The following is a 21,256-nucleotide window of genomic DNA, read 5'->3' on the forward strand; positions in this document are numbered from 1 at the left end:
GTCGTTTCGAGCCTGCCCCGCCCGCATCCCGCATCACCCGACCGGCATCAGGTCGGCGGCGACCTGGGGCACGAGCGTGGCTCCGCTGCGAAAGATCTCCGTCGAACCGACCGCGACCGACAATGCCGCCGCTGCGGTCAGCGCCTGCGCCTTGAATGCCTGCGCCGCCATGCTGAGCCGGTGCAGCACCGGATCCACCCGATGCTCGGGCGGAGTCGACCAGTCCTCGCCCCACACCACGACCTCGACGCCGCCGTCGCGCAGCGCCTTGAGCACTCCGCGGTGCGCCCGCGAATCCTGTTGACAGACAGCGCTCGCGATACCGAGCGCGTCGGGTCTGCGCCCCTGCCCGCTCGCGGACAGCACCGACTCCAGGTCCAGCACTTCCGCGCCGAGGATGCGCAACGGGCGGGAATCGGCGAGATCGGCGACCAGTACGGTCACCTCCCAGCCGGCGATCGCACGGTCGAACAGCCATCCACCGGCATGCTCGACGACGTCGACGATGCTGGTCCCGACGATGTCGAGCCGGTAGCGGGTCGTTCCGTGGCCGGAGCGAAGTCCCGGGCCAGCGCCCGAGTGTATTCCTCGAACACCTTCGCCAGCGGGATCGAATGATCGAGCAGCCATGAGATCTCCATTCCGTTGATGAATGCAACGATTTCCATGGCCCGGACATCGGCATCCAGATCGGCCCGGTACTTACCGAGCTCCTGGTTGTGCCTGATGATCGCGGCCACGATGCCGACGGCGAGTTTCCATCTGTCGAGCAGGCGGTCGTGCAGCGGCGCGTCGGGCTGCAGGTTCTCCACCAGCATCACCACGAAGGTGCCGACCAGCTCCGGTGAGCGCTGGATGCGTTCGGCGACCCGGCCGATCTCGACGAACAGGTCCCCGGTGAGGTCGGCCCGAGACAGATCGTCGGCGTCCTTGGCGTCGAGGACGGCGTGCAGCAGTTGGTCCTTGGAGGGGAAGTGGTGCAGCAGGCCCGCCGGGCTGACCCCGGCCTCGCGCGCGACCATCGCGACGGTGGTGTTACGCCAGCCGTTCTGGGTGAGCAGCCGCTGAGCGACGGCCAGGATGCGCTGCCGGCGATCTTCGCCTTTGGCGAGCAGTGAGGCATAGGGGCGAGGAGCTGTCACGCGGAAACACCTGTCGGCTGGAAACCAAGTGAACACACAGTAGGTTGGTTTCGGACTTGTGACAAGGGTCTCATGGCGTGGCGCGAAGGTCCCCTCCGGTCGTGTCGCACACCCCTTGTGACACATCACCATGAGAATATTATTCTCCACTTTCCATCTGCCCTTATACCTGATCTCATCCCTCACACTTGGAAGTCATCTTCTCCTAGTGTGATAATCTCATTACCGCACTGCTCGGCCCCTGCCGACCGGTGCCTCGACCACACCCGAACTCCCCACGGAGGGTCATGATGTCGGTTCCGACCAGCAGTGCTTCGTTGTATCCGCCGGGTGGCTTCGGCCCGCCCAAGGACCGGCGCGGCCATGCCGAAGGCACTCTCGGCCTGCCCGCGGGCACCGAGGTGTTCTCGGCCGACAATCACATCTCCCTGGCGCACGACATCTTCTTCGAACGCTTCCCCGAGAGCCTCAAGGACCGTGCGCCCCGCGTCTGGTACGAGGACGGTGCCTTCCAGCTCGGGCGCAAGGGAAAGTCCTTCCTGCCCGGCGATTTCAGCCACGTGCTCATGCAGTACGACCCGCTGGACGGCTCGGGCAGCGCCAACCTCGAAGCCCGTACCGCCGATCTGCGCGCCGACGGCATCGCCAAGGAGCTCGCGTTCCCCAACGCGCTGCTGGCGCTGCTGTTCTACCCGGACAAAGAGATCCGCGAGCTGTGTTTCCGCGTCTACAACGCCTACATCGCCGAGCTGCAGGAGCAGTCCGACGGCGCGTTCTACGGCGTCGGCCTCATCAACTGGTGGGAGCCCGAGGGCGCGCGACGCACCCTCGAGGAACTCCGAGGACTCGGCCTGAAGACCTTTCTGCTGCCCCTGTCGGCAGGCAAGGACGACGACGGCAAGATCATCGACTACGGGAGCACCGCGATGATCCCGGTGTGGGACGCCATCGAGGAGTCCGGCGTGCCGGTCTCCCACCACATCGGCGAGTCTCCGCTGTCGAGCCCGTGCGAGGTCAACAGCGTCGCGGTCGGCATGATGCACAACGTCGCGCCGTTCCGGGAGTTGTTCTCCAAGTACATCTTCAGCGGCATCATCGACCGCCATCCCGGCCTGAGCATCGGCTGGTTCGAGGGCGGGATCAACTGGGTGGCCGCGGCCCTGCAGGACGCCGAGCACATGCACGCCTCCTTCCAGCACATGCTCGACCGCCCGCTCGACCACGACGTGCGCCACTACTGGGACAACCACATGCGCGCGTCCTTCATGGTCGATCCGCTCGGCCTCGCATTGGTCGACCAGATCGGCGTGGACCGGGTGATGTGGTCCTCGGACTACCCGCACAACGAGAGCACCTTCGGCTACTCGGAGAAGTCCCTGGCCGCGGTCGTGGAGGCGCTGGGCCCCGAGGACGCCGCCCGCGTCGTCAGCACCAACGTCCAGGACTTCCTGGGACTGTCCTCCCAGGAAACACGATCCCCCCTGGAATCGCGATGACCGCTTTCGCCACCCCGCAGACCTCGTCGTCCTTCGTGATCCCCGAGGTCCCCGACCGCGCCCGCATGCGCCGGGAGACCGACGCCCGGCTGCGCGCCGCGATGGCCGCCCAGGGCGTGGATGCCCTGGTGCTGCTCAACAACAGCAATGTCGTCTACGCGACCGGCGCCAACTGGCCGCTCGGCGACGCCGGCCTCGCGCATGTCGAGCGTCCGGTGGCCGTGGTGCTGGCCGGCGACCCGCATCCGCATCTGTTCCTGCCGTTCCGGGAGGGCGCGGCCGCGGAGTCCGAGTTGCCCGCCGATCACCTGCACGGACCGGTCTATCTCGAATTCGACGAGGGCGTGCGGGGTTTCACCCGGATTCTCGCCGACCTGATCCCCTCCGGCTCGACGGTGGCGGTCGACGAGTACACCGGCGCCATGCTGCGGGCGGGCGCCACGGTGTTCCCCGCGGGCCCGCCCACCGACGCCGCCGCGGTCATCGGCCCGGCCAAGCTGGTCAAGACGCCCGACGAAGTGTCCTGCATCCGCACCGCGGCCCGGATCACCGAGCAGGCGATCGTCGACGTGCAGGCCGCGCTCGCGCCCGGCCGTCGCCAGATCGATCTGTCCGCCGGATTCGTGCGCCGCGCTTTCGAACTCGGCGCGACGGCGAACATGCTCGACGCCATCTGGCAGGTCATGCCCGCGACCAAGGCCGAGGGCGTGTGGACCACCCACGGCGACCTCGCGCTACCGCTGCTGAGCACCGAACGAGAACTGGCCGCGGGCGACGTGCTGTGGACAGACGTCAGCATCACCTACGGCGGCTACTGCTCGGATTTCGGCCGCACCTGGATCGTCGGCGCCGACCCGACGCCCGCCCAGCAGCGCCAGTTCACCCGCTGGCGCGAACTGCTGACCGCGGTCCTGGACGTGACCCGCGCCGGGGCGACCGCCGCCGATCTGGCGCGCGCCGCTACCGAGGCCAACGACGGCGCCGAGCCGTGGCTGCCGCACTTCTATCTCGGCCACGGCATCGGCGTGAGCGCGGCCGAGATGCCGATGATCGGCACCGATCTCGGTGCGGCCTATGACGAGAACTTCGTCTTCGAGCCCGGCATGGTGCTGGTGCTCGAGCCGGTCGTCTGGGAGGACGGCACCGGCGGATACCGAAGCGAGGAGATCATCGTGATCACCGAGGAGGGCTGGCTCCCTCTCACCGACTACCCCTATGACCCCTATGGCAACTGAGGTAGTGCCCGACGATCGCGCCCTGCGGCATGGGCGGCGCGATCGCGCACTGGCACAGATGCGAGCCCATGATCTGGACATCCTCGTGCTCGGCAGGCAGGCCAACGCCCGCTATGTCTCCGGCGCCGTGCAACTGTGGGTCGCGGGCACCCGGCCGTTCGGTCCCGTCGCCACTCTGGTCCGCGACAGCGGCGCGGTGCATCTGCTGAGCACCTGGGACGAAGGCGTGCCCGAGGACATCCCGCACGAGCACCTCTACGGCCTGCGGTGGAATCCGATGAACACCATCGCGGTGCTCGCCGCCATCGACGGCGCGAAGACCGCCCGCCGCGTCGGCACCGACGCGCTGTCGCCCGGTTTCGCGAAGCTGCTGCCGATGGCCTTCCCCGCCGCCGAACTCGTCGACGGCGAACAGGCCATGCGCGAAGCCCGCCGGATCAAGACTCCCGAGGAGATCGCGGCGCTGCGGCGCGCGCTGACCGTGGCCGAGGTCGGACTGGCGGCCACCGTCGCCGAACTCGCCCCCGGCGCCACCGAGCACGGCTTGATCGGCGTGCTGCTCGAGGCCATGACCGCCGGCGGCATCAGCACGCCCGCCGCGCAGGACTCGGTGTGGGTGACCTCGCCGGAGCATCCGTGGCGGCGGGCGGGTGCGGATCGCCGGATCCGTGACGGCGATCTGGTGGCAATCTCGGCGAGCGTGCTCGGCGAGGGCTACATCGGTGAGGTAGGTCGCACCTGGCCTGCCGCCGGCACGGCCGATGACCGCGTTCGCGCGCTGTATCGGCGCGCGGATGGCTTGTGGGACAAGCTGATCGAAGCCTGTCGGCCGGGCGCATCGGCCGCCGGACTGCTCGACGCCTACGAGGCCGCGGGGGTCGCACTGCCCCCGATGCCGGTGGCACGCGGGCTCGGCATGGGCTTCGACTCCCCCGTGATCTCCCCTCACCTGCGCGAAACCGCCGAGGCCGACCGCCTCGAGCCCGGCATGGTCCTCGCGGTCACCGGCTACGTGTGGGAATCGGGCATCGGCGCCGTCTTCACCCGGGACTCGGTGCTGATCACCGACTCCGGCCCGGAGGTACTGACCACCGCGCCGCACTGGCCGCACTGACAGGAGCCGTCGCATGTCCGAATCCGATCAACCGTCGGCCGAGGAGATCATCCTCTACGACAAGGACCCCGCGACCCGCATCGCGACCATCACCTTCAACCGCCCGGAGCATCTGAACGCCCCGACCATCGCGGCGAGATTGCGCTACGGCGATCTCATCCACCGCGCGAGCGTCGACGACGAGGTGAAGGTGCTCGTCGTGCGCGGGGCGGGCGACGATTTCGGCAGCGGCGCGGATCTGCCCGAGTTCCTGCGCGTGCAGAACGACCCGTCGCAGGGTCCGCGGCTGGCCGAGTACAAGATCGGCGAGGACGAGGTGCGCTACCCGCCGAAGAACTCCTTCCGGCACGGCGCCACCGTCAGCCAGTGGTATGCCAATGCCCAGGCGGGCTGCCGCAGCCTGCAGGAGTTCAAGAAGATCAGCATCGTCGAGGTGAAGGGCTACTGCTACGGCTGGCACTTCTACCAGGCCGCCGACGCCGACCTGGTCATCTCCTCCGACGACGCCCTCTTCGGCCACCCCTCCTTCCGCTACTACGGGTGGGGCCCGCGCATGTGGACCTGGGCGCAGACCATGGGCATGCGCCGATTCCAGGAGATGGTGTTCACCGGCCGGGCGTTCACCGCGCAGGAGATGTTCGACTGCAACTTCCTCAACAAGGTCGTCACCCGTGACGAGCTCGAGGCCGAGACCGCCAAGTACGCGCTGGCCTGCGCCCGCAACCGCCCCACCGACACCATCTTCATGCAGAAGGTCTTCTTCGAGATCATGAAGCAGCAGCAGGGCGAATACATGGGCAGCCTGCTCAGCGGCTTCTTCGAGTCGATGGGCGGCCACATCCACGCCGACGACGACGAGCTCATGCTGGACAAAGCCTTCGACAACGGGCTGAACAAGTCGGTCAAGGACAACGACTCCCGCTTCCCGCCCGAGTTCCGGCTCAGCAAGTCCGCGCGCGAGGAGCAGGAGTGAGCCCAGACCTGCCGCTGGACGGCTGCACGGTGGTCGACCTGTCTTCCGGCATCGCCGGGGCCTACTGCACGCGCTTGCTCCGCGACGGTGGCGCGCATGTCGTGAAAGTCGAGGACCCGCAAGGCGATCCGCTGCGGAGATGGACTGCTTCCGGAGCCGCTATCGCCCCGGACGAGGACGGGGCGCTGTTCGCGTACCTGTCCGGCGGCAAGCACTCGGTGGTCGCCGATCCGGTGCGGCGCGCGGATATCGAGATGGTCGAGACGCTGCTGGCCGGAGCCGATGTGGTGGTGTGGTCACCGGGTTCCGCGCTCGCGGAGCTTCCCGAGCTGTCCCCCACCGCCATTCGGCGCGGCCACCCGCACACGATCGTCACCTCGATCACCTCGTTCGGGCTCGAAGGACCGTGGGCAGGCCGACCCGCCACCGAGTTCACCCTCCAAGCCTGGTCCGGCGGCATCATCGGGCTGGGCCGGGGCGATCCGCAACGCGCTCCGGTGCACGTCGGCGGCCGCATCGGCGAATGGTTCGCCGGCGCCCACGCGAGCGCGGCCACCATGATCTCGCGACTGCGCTGCGCCGACACCGACAGCGGCGAACTCGTCGATCTGTCGATGCTCGAAACCCAGATCCTCGGCCTCACCTACTTCCCCGTCACCTTCCACGACGCGCTCGGCCGCCCTTTCCGCACCCAGCGCAGGCTCAGCGTGCCCGGCGTCGCGACGGCGGCCGACGGGCTGGTGTCGGTCGGCTGCGGCACCGCGCAGCAGTGGTTCGACCTGTGCGCGATCGTCGGGCATCCGGAGTGGATCGACCAGGACACCGAGCTGACGATCACCGAACGCGCGGGCAAGCACGCCGATGAGATCGCCGCCTGGTTCGCCTCGCAACCGGTCGACGCGATTCGCGCGCTCGCCACGGCTTTTCGCGTCCCCAACGGCCTGGTCGCCGACGGCGCCAACGCACCGCACATGGACCATCACGCCGAACGCGGCACCTTCGTCACCGACCCGGCCGGATTCCTGCGCCCGGCGGCCCCCTTCCGCACCACTCCCCCGCTCTTGCGCGCACCCGCGCCCGCGCCCCGGCTCGGCGAGCACACCGACGCCTTCCGGCACCGTCCGCCCGCGCGAGTCGCCGCGACCCGCGGCGGCGAACCGGACCCGTTGCCGTTCGGCGGGATTCGTGTGCTCGACTTGACGACCTTCTGGGCCGGACCATCCTGCACACACGTCCTGGCCATGCTCGGCGCGGAGGTCATCCACGTCGAGTCGGCCACCCGCCCCGACGGCACCCGGCTCATCGCGGGCGTGCCGAACACCGAGGACCGGTGGTGGGAGCGCTCCCCCATCTTCTCCGGTCTCAACACCGGCAAGAAGAGCATCACCATCGACTGGCGCGACGAACGCGGCCGTGACCTGCTGCACCGCTTGGCCGCCACCTGCGACATCGTCGTGGAGAACTACACGCCCCGCGTCATGGAGCAGATCGGCCTGGACTACGACGCCTATCGCGCACTGCGCCCCGACGGGATCATGGTCCGGATGCCCGGTTTCGGCCTCACCGGGCCGTGGCGGGACAACCCGGCCTTCGCCTACGTCATCGAGGACACCTCCGGCATCACCAATCTCACCGGCCACCCCGACGCCAACCCGGTGCAGCCGTATTCCATCGGCGACCCCAACGCCGGCGTGCACGCCTTGAACGCACTGCTGCTGGCCCTCGAACATCGGCGGACCACCGGCCAGGGTGTGCTCGTGGAGGCCGCGATGGTGGAGGCGGCGCTCAGCGTGGCCGCCGAGCAGGTCATCGAATACTCCGCCTACGGCGCGCTGCTGCGGCGGGACGGCAATCGGGGACCCGAGGCCGCCCCGCAGAACCTCTATCGCACCGCGGGGACCGACGAGTTCGGCGGGCGTGATCGGTGGGTCGCCCTCGCGGTCACCACCGACGTCCAGTGGCACTCGTTGCGCGAAGCCCTGGGAAATCCGGCCTGGGCACAGGACCCGGCGCTGGACACCACCGCGGGCCGACGACTGCGGCACGACGAGATCGACGCCGAACTCGGCCTGTGGTGCGCCGAGCGGACCGACGATCAGATCATCGAATTGCTCTGGGCCGGCGGTGTTCCCGTCGCCAAGGTACTGCAGCCGCACCGACAGGGCGATATCCCGCACCTGGAAGCGCGCGGATTCTACGAGATCGTCGAGCATCCGGTGCTGGCACCGGCCCGGCACAGCACGCTCCCGGCGCGGTTCTCCGCCGGTCCCGCGCGATGGCACCGCGGCCATGCTCCACTGCTGGGCGAGCACACCACCGAAGTGCTCGCCCGTCTCGGAGTCGATGCGGCGGAACTGGCCGACCTCGAGTCGGCGGCGGTTGTCGGCGGTGCGCCGAGCGTGGCCCACCGGTCCGACCGCTGACCCCACCACCGGCTCGAACATCTGCCCCAGGTATCGGCGGTACCAGCATCGTCGAGCCCTTCCTGTCCCGATCTCCTCGCGACAGTATCGAGACGATCCCGCCTCGGTCCGGACCGAGCACCGCGCAAGCAGCATCGTCAAAGAGGGCTCGTGCCTCGCAACGTCCGCTACTGCGCCGTTTCCGCAGACGGCGGTCTATCGGGAATCAGCCCCGAGAGGACCTCGTCGAATGCCCGGCGCAGGTAGGACACGTCCCGGATCGGCTGCATCTGCTGATACCCGTTCAGGATGAACAGGCCCAGGCAGGCGATGTGGTCGGCCTCGGTCTCGTCGCCGAGGATGCCGAGCACCGACTCGTAGGCGACCTGGTAGCGCTGCGCGTCCACCGCCTCCTGCACCCGGCGGACCTCGGGGTCGCTGTGCGACCACGATCTGATCGCCGCCTCGGCGCGGTGCGGGAGGCCGCAGGCGAAGTCGGTGAGCGCCCGGAGCATCCGCGCCGGATCGGAGATGTCGCGGGCCGCGGCGGCGAGATTCACCGTGCGCTCGTCGAGCCAGTACTGCAGCAACTCGGCCTTGAAACCCGCCCAGCTGCCGAAGTAGTTGTAGAACGAACCGGTGGTGACCTTCAGTCTCCGGCACAGCGTCGACTGCTTGAGGCCGCCGTGGTCGGCCTCGGCCAGTATCTCGATCGCCGCCGAGAAGTAGTCCTCGCGCTCCACGACCTTGTTCACCACAACGGCCCCCTGTTCCTAGGTCATCGCCCCCGATCCTACGGAGCCCGCACCAGCGGAAAACAACACTGTTGTTCATAAGATAACTTATGATACATTTCGTTTGTGATCCACCGCACAGTGCGGTGATTCCTCCGGCATCCGCTCTCGGGAAGGGGCTCCTCATGGCCTTCAGCAACTCGTCCGAAGTCCGCCGCTACATCGGGGGCATCTTCGAATCGGCCTTCGCCGACGACGAACTGCGCGCAAAGCTCTCCGAGACCGGCATCGTCCTGCGCTCGACGTTCACCGATCCCGACGTCGACCTCGTGGTCGACATGGGCGCTGGGGCGGTTCTGCCCGAGGGCGCCTCCGCCGTCCCCAATGCCGTCATGACCATGGCCGCCGAAGTGGGAAATGCCTACTGGCAGGGCAAGGTCAATCTGCCGATGGCCATGGCCAAGGGCAAGATCAAGGTCGACGGCAATGTGGCGACGCTGCTCAAACTCGCCCCGCTGAGCAAGCAGCTGTTCCCCGTCTACATCGAGACGCTGAAAGCCGACGGCCGCACCGACCTTCTCGCCTGACCACCGCTCCATCACATCCCAGGGAGAAGCCATGACCGCGCACCCCGATTTCGACCCCGTCGACATCTCCAGCCTCGCCTTCTGGGCGCTCGCTCCGGAGGAACGCGACGAGCGCTTCGCCGAACTGCGCCGCCGCAGCCCGGTGAGCTGGCAGCGTCCCCTCGACAGCATGCTCGCCGAGCCCACCATTCCCGGCTTCTGGGCGGTGACCAGCAACGATCTGGTCCGCCACGTCAGCACGCATCCGGAATTGTTCTGTTCTTCGGAAGGCACGCAGCTCGAGGAAGTCCCCGAGGACTTCCGCTCCGCCGCCGAATCCTTCCTGGCGATGGACGGCCCCGAGCACCTGCGCATGCGCAAACTCATGAGCGCGGCGTTCACGCCTCGGCAGGTGAAATTGCTCGGCGAGCAGATCCGGCAGCGCGCGATCGAGATCGTCGACCGCCTGCTCGCGATCGGCGAGGGCGATTTCGTCGAGCACGTCTCCAAGCAGATGCCGATGAACACCTTCTACGACATCGCCGGACTCCCCCAGGAATACCGCGACGACGCCGCCCACCACGCCGACAGCCTGGCGGCCTTCAACGACCCCGATGTCGCGGCCGGTCGCGAACCCGGTCAGGTGTTGAGCGATTCGTTGCTCGGTCTGTTGTCGACCGGCCTCGAGTTCGCGGAGATGACGCGCGCGTGCCCGCGCGACGATGTGTGGTCGAATCTGGTGCGGGCCGAGATCGACGGGCGCGAACTCGGCGACGAGGACCTGGCCTCGATGTTCGTGCTGATGTCGTTCGCGGGCAACGACACCACCCGCACCACCATCAGCCTGGGCACCAAAGCCTTTCTGGACCATCCCGACCAGCTCGCCCACCTCCTCGAGGACTTCGACGGCCGCATCGACGCCGCCATCGACGAAGTCCTGCGCTGGGTCACGCCGATCATGACCTTCCGCCGCACCGCGACCGAGGACACCGTGCTCGGCGGCAGGCAGGTCCGCCGCGGCGACTGGGTCGTCATGTACTACGCCTCCGCCAACCGCGACGAGAAGGTCTTCCCGGACCCGTGGACCTTCGACATCACCCGAAAGCCCAACGGTCACGTGGCATTCGGCGGCGGCGGACCGCACTTCTGCCTCGGCAGCTTCCTCGCGAAGATGATGCTGCGCCACATGTTCGACCAGCTGTTCCATCGCGTGCCCGGCCTCACCCTGGGCACGCCGGAACTGTTGATCGGCAATTTCGCCGGCGCGGTCAAGCGCCTGCCCGCCTCGACCGGCTGCCCGGTCGCGCACTGACACCTCACCAGAGCAGGAGTTCTGCCATGTTCGACTTCACCGGCAAGCGCGTACTGGTGACCGGTGCGGCCTCGGGGATCGGGGATGCCACGGCACGGCAGCTCATCGCCGCGGGCGCCCAGGTCGTCAGCCTCGACCGCAACGAACCCGCCGCCGCCGTCGCGCACCATCGGATCGACCTCGCCGATGTCGGCAGCATCGATTCGGTCGTCGCCCGGCTCGACGGCACCTTCGACGCGCTGTTCAATGTCGCCGGATTGCCCGGCACCGCGCCCGCCGAAAAGGTCATGGCTGTCAATGTCTTCGGCATGCGACACCTGACCGAAGCCCTGCTCGAGCGGCTCACCCCCGGCGGGTCGGTCGTCGTGGTGTCCTCCACGGCCGGGTTCGGCTGGCCGCAGCGCCTGGAAACGATCAAGGAACTGCTCGCCACCGACACCTTCGACGAGGCGGTGGCGTGGTTCGCGGACAACCCGCAGGAAGGCAACGCCTACAACTTCTCCAAGGAGTGCGCCACCGTCTACACCATGACGATGGGCGTCGCCCTCCACGAGCTCGGCCTGCGGATCAACGCGGTGCTGCCCGGCCCGGTCCGGACGCCGATTCTCGAGGACTTCCGGAAATCCATGGGCGAGGACACTATCGACGGCGCCGCGATCCTGCTCGGCCGTCACGCCGAGCCCGACGAGGTCGCCTCCGCCATCCTGTTCCTCGCCTCGCCCGGGGCCCGGTGGATCAACGGCCACCCGTTGATCGTGGACGGCGGGTTGAGCGGCACCTACCTCACCGGACTCGTCCCGCTTCCCGAGATCTGAACAAGGAGAACCCCGACCGGCGGCCGTCGCAGCGCAGTCATCCACTTGCGCGGCACGGAAATTCAGGGCCGTGCGCATGGGAGAATGGCGGCATGCCGACCGCCGATCACCGGGACAAGGCCCGTCGAGCACGTTCCTTCGGCGCCGCGGCGCAGGAGTACGAGCGTGGCCGGCCCACCTATCCGCCGGAATCCGTCTCCTGGCTGGTGCCCGAGGAAGCTCGAACCGTGGTCGACATCGGAGCGGGCACGGGCAAGCTGACCCGGACCCTGCTGTCGCCGGGCCGAGAGGTGATCGCGGTCGAGCCTTCGGCCGAGATGCGCGATCAGTTCGCCCGGGTGCTGCCGGAAGTCCGGATGCTGGCAGCGACAGCGGAGTTCATCCCGCTACCGGACGCGAGCGCCGACGTCGTGGTCTGCGCGCAGGCCTGGCACTGGGTGAGTCCCGAGCTGGCGATACCGGAGGCGGCACGGGTACTGCGACCGGGCGGGCGGCTGAGCCTCGTGTGGAACACCCGCGATGTGTCCGAGCCTTGGGTGGCCGAGCTCGACCGCATACTCCTCGAGCGGGAGTCGGCGCGGGCCGACGCACGAATTCCGCACGTGCAGCCCCCTTTCGGCCTCCTCGAGCACCGGGATTTCCGCTGGGCGCACCCGACCTCGCCGGAAGAGATCGTCTCCATGGTCGCCTCGCGCAGCTGTGTGATCACGATGGCGCCGATGGCCCGGCAGGAGTTGCTCGACAGCGTGTGGACCCTGGTGGCAGCAGAGGGTCCGACAGAGATGCCGTATGTCACCGAATGCTATCGCGCCGCAGTCGCACCAGCCTGACTCCGATCCGAGTCCGGGAATGCGGGCCTGAACTGCGGCGCTACTCTATAACGGTCGTTATGAGGCGGAAGGGCGGGCGATAGTGGCGGAGTCGACGCAGGCGCGGGAGCGCATGGTGGCCGGCGCGGCAGACATGCTGCGTCGGCGTGGACTCAACGCGACCAGCGTGCGCGAGCTGGCCAAGCATTCCGGTGCGCCGCTGGGGTCGACCTACCACTACTTCCCCGGCGGTAAGACGCAGCTGGCGGCCGAGGCGGTGCGGTTCGCCGACGAGCGGACCGTACGCACGCTGCGCAGACAGCTCGAGGCGGGACCGGTCGCCGGGCTGCGCGGCTTCGTGGATCTGTGGCGCCGGGTTGTTCTCGACAGCGACTTCCGGGCCGGTTGCCCGGTGCTGGCGGTGTCGGTGGAAGACCAGCCCGACAGCGGTGACGAACCGCGGCGAGCCGCGGCAGAGGCGTTCACGCACTGGACGGACATGCTCGCCGAGTCGATGCGCGCGCACGGCGCCACGGCGGAGGCGGCGTTGCGCACCGCGACCCTGGTGGTCGCCGCCATCGAGGGCACGGTCGCCCTGTGCCGGGCGCAGCGCTGCATCGAACCGCTCGACCGCACCGTCGACGCGCTCGAGGCGGCCGTGCGCAGCGTCGTCGACCAGGGCGACGCGTGATCGGCCGGGGTCGCGGACACTTCCTATAACGACTGTCATAAAATGGGAAGGTACCGCCGCGCCTGCCGCCCGGCTCCGGTGTGATCGACAGAGAGAACTCCCGATGACCGACGCCTGCTACCTGCCTCTCACCAGTCCCGAGTCCGCCGCCGAGGGCATGGAGCGCTTCGCACCCACCGAACACGTGCTCGGCCCGTGGGGCCCGATTCAGCACGGCGGGCCCATCTCCGGGCTCCTCACCCGAGCGATGGACCGGTGCGCGCCTCGGGGAAACGCGCGCCTGACCAAGATCTCGGTCGACCTGCTCGGCCCGGTTCCCATGTCCGAGGTCCGGGTCGGCGCACAGGTGACGCGACCCGGCAAGCGCATCGAGATGCTGTCCGCAGTCCTCGAGGCGCGCCAGACCGACGGCTCCTGGCGCGCCGCCGCGACCGCGTCGGCCTGGCGGCTGGCCAACCAGCCCACCGACGATGTGGTCCGCCGCGCCGACGCCCCGCTCGAATTGCCCGAACAGGCCCCCGACCTGAGCACCGTGGACGTGTCCTCGGCATGGTCGATGACGGGCTTCGTCAACACGATGCAGTGGCGCCTCGGCGCACCCGGCGGACAGCCGGGCGAACCGACGGTGGCGTGGGTGAACCTGAAGCTGCCGTTGGTCGCGGGCGAGCAGATCAGCGGAATCGAACGGCTCATGACCGTCGCCGACGCCGCCAACGGTGTCGGCGCGCGGCTCGACCCGGCCGAATTCGCCTTCCTCAACACCGAATTGACCGTGCACCTGTTCGAGGAACCGCGGTCGCCGTGGATCGGCATGGCCGCCGAGGCCTCGGTCGGCAGCGACGGTGTCGGCATGAATGCCGCGGTCCTGCACGCTCCGCACGGGCCGATCGGCCGCGTCGCGCAGAACCTCCTCGTCGAGCGGCGCGCGTCCGTCAGCGCCTGATCTCGGTGGGACCGGGATCAGGCGCATCGGGCTTCCCGAGTGACCGTCGCGGCCGGCCGGGTGACCGGCCTCGGGCGGTGACTCAGGCCGTCGTCGCAGGCAGGCTCTCCCACCCGCGCACCGTCGACGTCGGCGACAGCCGGGCGCTGGACAGGTCGACCTCCCACTCCGGGAAGCGCTTCAGGATCTCCTCCAACGCGACCCGCCCCTCCAGCCGGGCCAGCGCCGAGCCGAGGCAGAAATGCGTGCCGACGCTGAACGACAGGTGCTGGCGGCCGCCCCGGTGGATGTCGAAGACGTCGCCGTCGGGCGGGTAGACGCGGTGGTCGCGGTTGGCCGCGCCGATGAGCATCATCATGACGCTGCCTTCGGGAACGGTCTGTCCATACATCTCCACGTCCCTGGTGACGTATCGGGCGACATGCGGGGCAGGCGGCTCGAAACGCAGGAGTTCTTCGATGGCCTTGGGGATGAGCTTCGGATTCTCGGCCAATTGCCGTCGCTGGTCGGGGTGTTCGGCGAGCACCTTGCCCGCCCAGCCGATGAGGCGGGTGGTGGTCTCGTTGCCCGCGCCCGAGACCACGTTGATGTAGGTGAGCAGTTCCTCGCGGGTGAGTTTGCGCTCCACGCCGTGCTGGTCTTCGAATTCGACCTCGAGCAGCTCGGTCATGATGTCGTCGGAGGGGTTCTCGACGCGCCATTGGAGGTAGCGTTCGAAGATCTCCCCGGTGGGCAGGCCCTCGGAGGCGGCCTTCATGGGCTTGCCTTCTTCGGTGCGCATCTGGTCGTTGGCGAAATCGCGGATCGCTTCCTGATCCTCTTCGGGAATGCCGAGCAGCATGCCGATCGTCTTCATCGGCATCTGCGCGCCGATGTCGGCGATGAAATCGATTCTTCCGGTGCCGATCAGCGGATCGAGACTGGCGACGCAGAACTCGCGGATCTTCGCTTCCAGCGCGGCGATCTTGCGCGGAGTGAACATGCGCGAGAGGAGTTTGCGGTGGATATCGTGGACCGGCGGGTCCTCGAAGATCAGCACGCCGGGCGGGATGGGGATGTTCGCCTTGATCAACTCGACGATGGCGCCGCGGGCGGAGCTGTAGGTCTGGTGATCGATGAGGGCGGCGTTGACGTCCTCGAAGCGGGACAGCGCGTAGAAGTCGTGCTTCTCGCTGTAGAACAGCGGGGACTCTTCGCGCAGGCGCTTGAACATGGGGTACGGGTCGGCGTTGAGTTCGACGTCGTAGGGGTCGTAGTAGACGTCGCTGGCGGCACTGGTGGTCATGGGTTGTCTTCCTTCTACCAAGCCACCGGCAGCGCGTACACGCCGTAGGCGAGGCGGTCGTGTTTGAATTCGACGTCGTCGAGCGGAATCGCCAGGCGCAGAGTCGGAATCCGGCGAACCAGGGTCTCGAAGATGATCTGCAATTCGGCGCGGGCGAGCTGTTGGCCGACGCACTGGTGCGGGCCGAAGCCGAAACCGAGGTGGTGGGCGGCGGGGCGGGTGAGGTCGAGCCGGTCGGGGTTCTCCCATTCGCGCTCGTCCCAGTTCGCGGCGGACAGGTCGAAGATCAGGCCCTCCCCGGCACGGACGGTGATGTCACCGATCTCGATGTCGGCGGTGGCGATGCGACGCTGGCCGTTCTGGATGATGCCCAGGTAGCGCAGCAGTTCCTCGACGGTGTTGGCGACCAGTTTCGGGTCCTCGCTGTCGCGCAGCAGGGCCCACTGTCCGGGATTCTGCAACAGCGCGAGCGTGCCGAGGCCGATCATGTTGGCGCTGGTCTCGTGGCCTGCGATGAGTACGCCGGTGCCGAGCTGGGCGGCTTCACGCATGTCGATCTCACCCGCGCGGACGCGTTCGGCGAGGTCGGTGGCGAGGTCTTCGGCGGGCTCGTCGAGCTTGCGCTTCAACAGGTCGATCAGGTACCTCGCCAGCGTCGAACGGCCCTCGGCGGCTTGTTCTTTGGTGGCGAAGCGATCGACGTTGAGGGTGGCGTGCTTCTGGAAGAACGCGTGATCTTCGTAGGGGACGCCGAGCATATCGCTGATCATCAGCGTCGGGATCGGCAGGGCCAGCGCTTCGACCAGGTCGGCGGGCTGGGGGCCGGCGAGCATACGGTCGATATGCTCGTCGGTGATGGCCTGGATACCTGGGCGCAGGGCCGCCACGCGTTTGAAGGTGAACGGCTTGGTGAGCATGCGACGGTAGCGGCTGTGTTCCTCACCGTCGGTGGTGAACACCGATTTGGGGCGGGCGTCCTTGATGGCGCGCATGCCCTCGTTCCAGTCCGGGAAGCCCGGTAGGTGGTCGTTCACGCTGACCCGCGGGTCCGACATGAGGGTCTTGTATTCGTGATAGCCGGTGACCAGCCAGGGGGTGCTGCCGTCCCAGATCCGTACCCGGTTCAGGGGGGCTCCGCGGTTGAGTTCCCTGGCCTGTTCGGGCGGCGCGAACGGGCACGCCGACGCGCGTGGCATCGGGTATTCGGGCGTGTGGGCGGCCGTGGTGGCATCGGCCAGTGTTTCGGGCACTGTTCACTCCTCGATCAGGATGGCCATGGCCGGGCACATCGCGGCGGCCGTTCGCACCTCGTCGGCCAGGTCGTCGGGCGGGTTCTCGTCGAGCAGGACGACGATGCCGTCCTCGTCGCGCTGGTCGAACACGTCGGCGGCGTGCATGACGCAGTGACCGGCCGCGACGCATTTGACCTGGTCGACAGTCACTTTCATCGGAAGCCTCTCTGTGGGGGGTGCGAAGGGATCACGGCCGCGAACCGGCGGCGGTCTGCGCGGCGGAGGCTTGCCGGGCGGCGGCGGCCTCGACCAGACGTTGTCGATGCAGCCTGGCCTGTTTGGGCATGTTCCAGCCGAGGACGGCGGTCACCACGCCTGCGGTCTCATAACGGACGACGAACCGGTTGTCGGCCGGATCGCCTTCGACGACGACCGCTTCGGCGTCGGGGGTGACGGTGCCGAAGACCTGGATCTTGACGCCGAGCTGATCGGTCCAGAAGTACGGGATCGGGCGGTAGACGGGCTCGCCCCCGAGAATGGCCGCCGCCACCACCGACGCCTGTTCGGTGGCGTTGGTGCGGTTCTCCAGGCGCACAGAAGAACCGGTGTCGGGGTGCTGCCAGCGCGCGACATCGCCCACGGCGTAGATGCCCGCGGCGGCGCGGCAGGCGCAATCGCAGACGATCCCGTTGTCGAGGCGCAGGCCGCTGCTGTCGAGCCAGCCGGTCGCCGGAGTCGCGCCGATGGCGACAACCACCAGATCAGCCGGGACCACATCGCCGGTGCTCACCGTGACGCCGGTGACGCGACCGCCGCGTTCGGTGAAGCCCTGCACGCCGGTGCCCAGACACAGTTCGACGCCGTGGCGGACATGCAGTTCCGCGAGACGATCGGCCACGAAATCGCCGAGCTGAGTGACCATCGGGGCGCGCAGCGGGCCGATCATGGTGACCGCCGGACCGGCCTCGGGTTCGCCTGCGACCTCGGCGGCGCGACCGAGATCAGCAGACCGCGCGAGAGCGGCCGGTTGCCTGTCACCGAGCGGCTGTCCGGGGCCGGACCGTGCGCACCCGGTGCTCAGTTGGGCTGTGGTGGCGGCGATCTCGGCGCCGAGGACACCTTCGCCGACGACCGCGACCCGGGTGCAGCGCCGGGTGGCCTCGCGCAGGTCCAGTGCGTCGTCCAACGTGCGCAGCATGTGGACGCCACCGGGCGTGGCGACACCGGGCAGGGCGCGTGGCGCGGCTCCGGTGGCGATCACGATGTGATCGGCCTGCCAGGATCCCGCGGTGGTGCGGGCGGTGCGGGTGTCGGCGTCGAGGGACAGTGCCGTGGCGGCGAGCACGATCCGGGCGTCGAGGTCGTGCAACATGCGCGGTGGGCGCAGCATGGTCTGCTCGGCGCGCCAGGCACCGGTGAGGATCTGTTTCGACAGCGGAGGGCGGTCGTAGGGCAGGTGGGCTTCCGCGCCGAGCAGGGTGATCGGCTCGCGGTAGCCCGCGCGGCGCAGTGCCTCCACCGTGGCCAGGCCGGCGGCGCCCGCGCCGATCACCAGGACGCCGGTCCGGCGGGTCGATGCGGTCATCCCAGAATCTCCTCTTTCGACTTCGAGCGCACCGGCAGGGGCTTGCCCGCCACGGTGCCGCCGTCGACGGGCAGCACGGTTCCGGTGACATAGCGGGAGCGGTCGCTCGCGAAGTAGACGGCCGTGTCGGCGACATCCTCGGGGCGTCCTTCGACCGGCAGCGGGCGGTCGGCCGCCATGTTCGCGCGCATGGCCTTGATGAACCGCTCCCCCAGCCCGTCGGGCATCGCGCGGGCCGAGGACTCGAGCAGCGGGGTCGGGATGTTGCCCGGGGCGATGGCATTGACCCGGATACCGTGCTGGGCCAGTTCGATGGCCGCGGACTTGGTGAAGTGGGCGACGGCGGCCTTGGACGCCCGGTAGGTCTGCACGCCGCCGCCGGCCTGGAGGCCGCCGACCGAGGTCAGGTTGATGATCGAACCGCCGCCGTGCTCGGCCATGTGACCGGCGGCGTAGCGGGTGCCCGCCATGACGCCGAGCAGGTTCACGCCGAGCACGCGCTGGAAGTCGGCGAAGTCGTCGTGCAGGAAGCTGCGGTGCATGGTGCCGGAGATGCCCGCGTTGTTGCACATCACGTCCAGGCCGCCGAAGGTGGCGACGGCGTGCTCGACCAGCGCCGCGACCTGCCGCGGGTCGGCCACGTCGACGTGGCGGAACACCGCTGCCGCACCGTATCCGGTGATCGACGCCGCACCTGTGTCGGCATCGGTGTCGGCCACGACCACGTTCGCGCCCTCGGCCACCAAGGCCGCGACGATCGCCGCGCCGATGCCCGAGGCGCCGCCGGTGACGACCGCGACCCGGCCTGCCAATTCGCCTGTCATCTCTCGTCCTCTCGACGGGCCGACGCCCCGACCGGCAGCGGTTCACGCACCGCCGCGCCCGAGTGCCGGTCCAGGAAATCCAGCAGCAGCCCGTTGACCACGGCCGGTTGTTCGATCTGCGGGCAGTGCCCTGCCGATTCCACGACGGCCGATTCGCCGCCGGTGATGCGCCCCGCCAGGTCCGCCGCCCAGCCGGAGGGCAGCAGTTTGTCCGCGCCGCCTTCGACCACCAGCACCGGAACGGTGATGCGCCGGTACGCGCGCTCACTCGACGGCGGCGGTGGCACATCGGCGCCAGGGCGACGGAATCGTGCCGCCGCCAGGGATTCCCACGCGCCGGGGACGATGCTGGACTCGTAGCGACGGCGCACGTAGTCCTCGTCGGCCGGGTAGCTCTCGGAGTGGAACAGCGCTTCGACGATGCGGCGCATGGCGGGCAGGGTCGCGTCGTAGTCGTAGAGGGCGCGCATGTGCTCGTTCTGCTGGATCTCGCCGCCGCCGCAGAGGGCGACGACACCGCGCGAACGCAGCCGGGGACGCTCGGAGGTGGCGTCGACGAACAGATTGATCGCGCCCATCGAGTTGCCGACGAACCAGGCCGATTCCACGCCGAGGACATCGAGCAAGCCTGCGATGTGGCGGATGCGCAGGCCGCGCCCGTCGGTGAAGTCGACGATTTTCGCCGAGTCGCCGTAGCCGAGCATGTCGGGGGCGATCACGTGGTAGCGGCCGGCGAGGGCGTCGATGGTGTGTTCCCAGCTCAGCTCGGCGCTCGCGCCGAACTCGCCGCCGTGCAGCAGGACGACCGGTTCCCCCGCGCCCGCTTCCAGGAAGCTGGTGCGTGCGCCGTCCACGGTCACGATGCGCCTGGTTGTCATGACGCCCGTCCCATCCGGCCTGCCGGGCGCTTCGCTTCGGTCAGCGGCACCTGACCCAGGACGCGCGCGTGATCCGGGCGCAGCCGGTGCTCCACGTCGTCGGCGAGCTGATGGAACTCACCGATGCCGAGGGCGTCGAGGATGTCGGAGGTGGTGTGGGCGTCGGCGTCGGAGACCCGATGCGCCGGACCGGTTCGCCGCAGTGCGTCGTGGGCGCGCAACGTGTCGCGGAGCGCGGTCTTCGCGGCGCGCAGGTAGATCAGGACGCCGCTCTCGGTATCCACCAAACGCCGCAGCGCGGTGTCGAGGCGGGTCGCGCAATCGCACGCGCGGGAGCCGAGGACATCGCCGAGCAGGCATTCCACGTGCAGCCGCACCAGGGGTGGCGTCGGGGCGGCAAGGTCTCCCCGGACGAAGGCGATGTGTTCGCTGCCGTGTCCGTCGGTGAATCCGACCGCCCGGAAGTCACCGAGCGGCAGAGGAATTCGAGCGTCGCCGTGACGATCGACCCGACACAGTTCCCGGCGCCGGTAGGTGATCAGTTCGTCGATCGTCACCATCGGCAGCTCGTGTTCACGGGCGAGGGCGAACAGTTCTTCCCAACAGGTCGACTCGCCGTCGGAACCACAGACCTCCGTCGACACCGCCGCGGGCCGCGCGCCGGCCAGTTCGACCAGGTCCACGGCGGCCTCCGGGGCGGCGGGCCGCGTGAGGACGCCTCCCGGCGCGGCACCGAGCGGGAAGACATGGCCGGGTCCGGCGAAATCTCCCGCGGTAGCGGCGGGGTCGGCGAGCGCGCGGATGGTGCGGGCGCGGTGCGAAGCGCGAATACCGTTGGCGCCCTGCCCCGTGAGCGAGATCGACAACCGGAACAGGTCACGGTCGGGACCGGTCGACGACGGGTCCGCGGGGGGCACCTCCAGCGCGTCGAGGTCGGGGGCACGCATGGCGACGCAGAGCAGGCCGCATCCCACGCGGGTCAGGAAACGCACCGTCTCGGCGGTGGCATGTTCGGCGGCGGTCACCAGGTCACCGCGGCACCGGCCCTCGTCCGTACCGACGACCAGGATCGTCCGCCCGCTCCGCAGCGCGGTGAGCGCCCCGGCGATGCGCTCACGCGCCGGCCGCTGCGTGTGCTCGACCATCGCCCGGGCGGTCGTCGGCTGGGCGGACGCCGGCTGGGCGGACGCCGCTTCGGCGGGCGCCGCTCGGCGGGGCCT

21 protein-coding genes are annotated in these 21,256 nt (G+C 69.0%); 11 read left to right on the forward strand and 10 right to left on the reverse strand.

What is annotated here, in order from left to right; genetic code table 11:
* Positions 1-33 precede the first annotated feature (33 nt).
* Both NS3_RS22600 and NS3_RS22605 read right to left on the reverse strand, forming a co-directional pair.
* A complete protein-coding gene (locus NS3_RS22600; protein WP_084495842.1) occupies positions 34-522 on the reverse strand; it encodes a hypothetical protein in 489 nt (162 codons plus the stop codon).
* Positions 441-1,142, reverse strand: coding sequence for a TetR/AcrR family transcriptional regulator (locus tag NS3_RS22605; RefSeq protein WP_245649752.1), 702 nt, complete (start codon positions 1,140-1,142; stop codon positions 441-443). Before NS3_RS22605 ends, NS3_RS22600 begins: the two co-directional genes overlap by 82 nt.
* Before the next feature lie 287 nt (positions 1,143-1,429).
* Between NS3_RS22605 and NS3_RS22610 the strand changes: the two genes are divergently transcribed.
* Genes NS3_RS22610 through NS3_RS22630 form a run of 5 tightly spaced genes read left to right on the forward strand, consistent with a single transcriptional unit; the run spans position 1,430 to position 8,383 of the window.
* A complete protein-coding gene (locus tag NS3_RS22610; RefSeq protein WP_373865335.1) occupies positions 1,430-2,638 on the forward strand; it encodes an amidohydrolase family protein in 1,209 nt (402 codons plus the stop codon).
* Positions 2,635-3,873 carry a M24 family metallopeptidase gene (locus tag NS3_RS22615; protein ID WP_067863052.1) on the forward strand — a complete coding sequence of 413 codons (1,239 nt, stop codon included), beginning with the start codon at positions 2,635-2,637 and terminating at the stop codon, positions 3,871-3,873. The genes NS3_RS22610 and NS3_RS22615 overlap by 4 nt, the downstream gene beginning before the upstream one ends.
* Positions 3,863-4,987 carry a M24 family metallopeptidase gene (locus NS3_RS22620; RefSeq protein ID WP_067863056.1) on the forward strand — a complete coding sequence of 375 codons (1,125 nt, stop codon included), beginning with the start codon at positions 3,863-3,865 and terminating at the stop codon, positions 4,985-4,987. Before NS3_RS22615 ends, NS3_RS22620 begins: the two co-directional genes overlap by 11 nt.
* A 13-nt stretch (positions 4,988-5,000) precedes the next feature.
* Complete coding sequence (locus NS3_RS22625; protein WP_067863058.1) at positions 5,001-5,960, forward strand: enoyl-CoA hydratase/isomerase family protein; 960 nt, start codon at positions 5,001-5,003, stop codon at positions 5,958-5,960.
* Positions 5,957-8,383 carry a CaiB/BaiF CoA-transferase family protein gene (locus NS3_RS22630; RefSeq protein ID WP_067863061.1) on the forward strand — a complete coding sequence of 809 codons (2,427 nt, stop codon included), beginning with the start codon at positions 5,957-5,959 and terminating at the stop codon, positions 8,381-8,383. Before NS3_RS22625 ends, NS3_RS22630 begins: the two co-directional genes overlap by 4 nt.
* A 167-nt stretch (positions 8,384-8,550) precedes the next feature.
* Here NS3_RS22630 and NS3_RS22635 read toward each other — a convergent pair whose 3' ends face one another.
* Positions 8,551-9,120 (reverse strand): TetR/AcrR family transcriptional regulator, encoded by a 570-nt coding sequence (locus NS3_RS22635; protein ID WP_245649753.1) that lies wholly within the window; start codon positions 9,118-9,120, stop codon positions 8,551-8,553.
* 161 nt (positions 9,121-9,281) lie between these two features.
* Here NS3_RS22635 and NS3_RS22640 point away from each other — a divergent pair, with 161 nt between their 5' ends.
* From NS3_RS22640 to NS3_RS22665, 6 genes are all read left to right on the forward strand, one after another.
* A complete protein-coding gene (locus NS3_RS22640; protein WP_067863064.1) occupies positions 9,282-9,683 on the forward strand; it encodes an SCP2 sterol-binding domain-containing protein in 402 nt (133 codons plus the stop codon).
* Between the two features lie 31 nt (positions 9,684-9,714).
* Positions 9,715-10,974 carry a cytochrome P450 gene (locus tag NS3_RS22645; RefSeq protein WP_157101478.1) on the forward strand — a complete coding sequence of 420 codons (1,260 nt, stop codon included), beginning with the start codon at positions 9,715-9,717 and terminating at the stop codon, positions 10,972-10,974.
* Between the two features lie 26 nt (positions 10,975-11,000).
* A complete protein-coding gene (locus NS3_RS22650; RefSeq protein ID WP_067863070.1) occupies positions 11,001-11,789 on the forward strand; it encodes a coniferyl-alcohol dehydrogenase in 789 nt (262 codons plus the stop codon).
* Between the two features lie 92 nt (positions 11,790-11,881).
* Complete coding sequence (locus NS3_RS22655; protein ID WP_067863072.1) at positions 11,882-12,619, forward strand: class I SAM-dependent methyltransferase; 738 nt, start codon at positions 11,882-11,884, stop codon at positions 12,617-12,619.
* A gap of 82 nt (positions 12,620-12,701) precedes the next feature.
* Positions 12,702-13,289, forward strand: a complete 588-nt coding sequence (locus NS3_RS22660) for a TetR/AcrR family transcriptional regulator (protein ID WP_245649754.1) — start codon at positions 12,702-12,704, stop codon at positions 13,287-13,289.
* Between the two features lie 103 nt (positions 13,290-13,392).
* Positions 13,393-14,232, forward strand: coding sequence for a thioesterase family protein (locus NS3_RS22665; protein WP_067863077.1), 840 nt, complete (start codon positions 13,393-13,395; stop codon positions 14,230-14,232).
* An 82-nt stretch (positions 14,233-14,314) separates the two neighbouring features.
* Here the strand turns inward: NS3_RS22665 and NS3_RS22670 are convergent, their stop codons facing one another.
* The 7 genes from NS3_RS22670 to NS3_RS22700 all read right to left on the reverse strand — a co-directional run.
* Positions 14,315-15,517 (reverse strand): cytochrome P450, encoded by a 1,203-nt coding sequence (locus NS3_RS22670; protein WP_067863079.1) that lies wholly within the window; start codon positions 15,515-15,517, stop codon positions 14,315-14,317.
* A 14-nt stretch (positions 15,518-15,531) separates the two neighbouring features.
* Complete coding sequence (locus NS3_RS22675; protein ID WP_067863082.1) at positions 15,532-16,767, reverse strand: cytochrome P450; 1,236 nt, start codon at positions 16,765-16,767, stop codon at positions 15,532-15,534.
* A gap of 3 nt (positions 16,768-16,770) precedes the next feature.
* Positions 16,771-16,965, reverse strand: coding sequence for a ferredoxin (locus tag NS3_RS22680; protein WP_067863085.1), 195 nt, complete (start codon positions 16,963-16,965; stop codon positions 16,771-16,773).
* A gap of 31 nt (positions 16,966-16,996) precedes the next feature.
* Positions 16,997-18,334, reverse strand: coding sequence for an NAD(P)/FAD-dependent oxidoreductase (locus tag NS3_RS22685; RefSeq protein ID WP_067863088.1), 1,338 nt, complete (start codon positions 18,332-18,334; stop codon positions 16,997-16,999).
* The gene (locus tag NS3_RS22690; RefSeq protein ID WP_067863091.1) at positions 18,331-19,158 is read right to left on the reverse strand and encodes an SDR family NAD(P)-dependent oxidoreductase; all 828 of its coding nucleotides are present in this window, start codon (positions 19,156-19,158) and stop codon (positions 18,331-18,333) included. Before NS3_RS22690 ends, NS3_RS22685 begins: the two co-directional genes overlap by 4 nt.
* Positions 19,155-20,036, reverse strand: a complete 882-nt coding sequence (locus NS3_RS22695) for an alpha/beta fold hydrolase (RefSeq protein ID WP_084495838.1) — start codon at positions 20,034-20,036, stop codon at positions 19,155-19,157. Before NS3_RS22695 ends, NS3_RS22690 begins: the two co-directional genes overlap by 4 nt.
* The coding region (locus tag NS3_RS22700; protein ID WP_157101479.1) for a 3,4-dihydroxy-2-butanone-4-phosphate synthase at positions 20,033-21,256 on the reverse strand (1,224 nt) is incomplete at its 5' end. The genes NS3_RS22700 and NS3_RS22695, both read right to left, overlap by 4 nt.

Source organism: Nocardia shimofusensis NBRC 100134, assembly GCF_001613125.1.
In the GTDB taxonomy this organism is placed as follows: Bacteria; Actinomycetota; Actinomycetes; order Mycobacteriales; family Mycobacteriaceae; genus Nocardia; species Nocardia shimofusensis.

Bases quoted from the DNA above. Each gene is read 5' to 3' on its own strand.
- NS3_RS22610 (WP_373865335.1), top strand. From the start codon at position 1,430: ATGATGTCGGTTCCGACCAGCAGTGCTTCGTTGTATCCGCCGGGTGGC.
- NS3_RS22615 (WP_067863052.1), top strand. From the start codon at position 2,635: ATGACCGCTTTCGCCACCCCGCAGACCTCGTCGTCCTTCGTGATCCCC.
- NS3_RS22620 (WP_067863056.1), top strand. From the start codon at position 3,863: ATGGCAACTGAGGTAGTGCCCGACGATCGCGCCCTGCGGCATGGGCGG.
- NS3_RS22625 (WP_067863058.1), top strand. From the start codon at position 5,001: ATGTCCGAATCCGATCAACCGTCGGCCGAGGAGATCATCCTCTACGAC.
- NS3_RS22640 (WP_067863064.1), top strand. From the start codon at position 9,282: ATGGCCTTCAGCAACTCGTCCGAAGTCCGCCGCTACATCGGGGGCATC.
- NS3_RS22645 (WP_157101478.1), top strand. From the start codon at position 9,715: ATGACCGCGCACCCCGATTTCGACCCCGTCGACATCTCCAGCCTCGCC.
- NS3_RS22650 (WP_067863070.1), top strand. From the start codon at position 11,001: ATGTTCGACTTCACCGGCAAGCGCGTACTGGTGACCGGTGCGGCCTCG.
- NS3_RS22655 (WP_067863072.1), top strand. From the start codon at position 11,882: ATGCCGACCGCCGATCACCGGGACAAGGCCCGTCGAGCACGTTCCTTC.
- NS3_RS22665 (WP_067863077.1), top strand. From the start codon at position 13,393: ATGACCGACGCCTGCTACCTGCCTCTCACCAGTCCCGAGTCCGCCGCC.
- NS3_RS22670 (WP_067863079.1), bottom strand. From the start codon at position 15,517: ATGACCACCAGTGCCGCCAGCGACGTCTACTACGACCCCTACGACGTC.
- NS3_RS22680 (WP_067863085.1), bottom strand. From the start codon at position 16,965: ATGAAAGTGACTGTCGACCAGGTCAAATGCGTCGCGGCCGGTCACTGC.
- NS3_RS22685 (WP_067863088.1), bottom strand. From the start codon at position 18,334: ATGACCGCATCGACCCGCCGGACCGGCGTCCTGGTGATCGGCGCGGGC.
- NS3_RS22690 (WP_067863091.1), bottom strand. From the start codon at position 19,158: ATGACAGGCGAATTGGCAGGCCGGGTCGCGGTCGTCACCGGCGGCGCC.
- NS3_RS22695 (WP_084495838.1), bottom strand. From the start codon at position 20,036: ATGACAACCAGGCGCATCGTGACCGTGGACGGCGCACGCACCAGCTTC.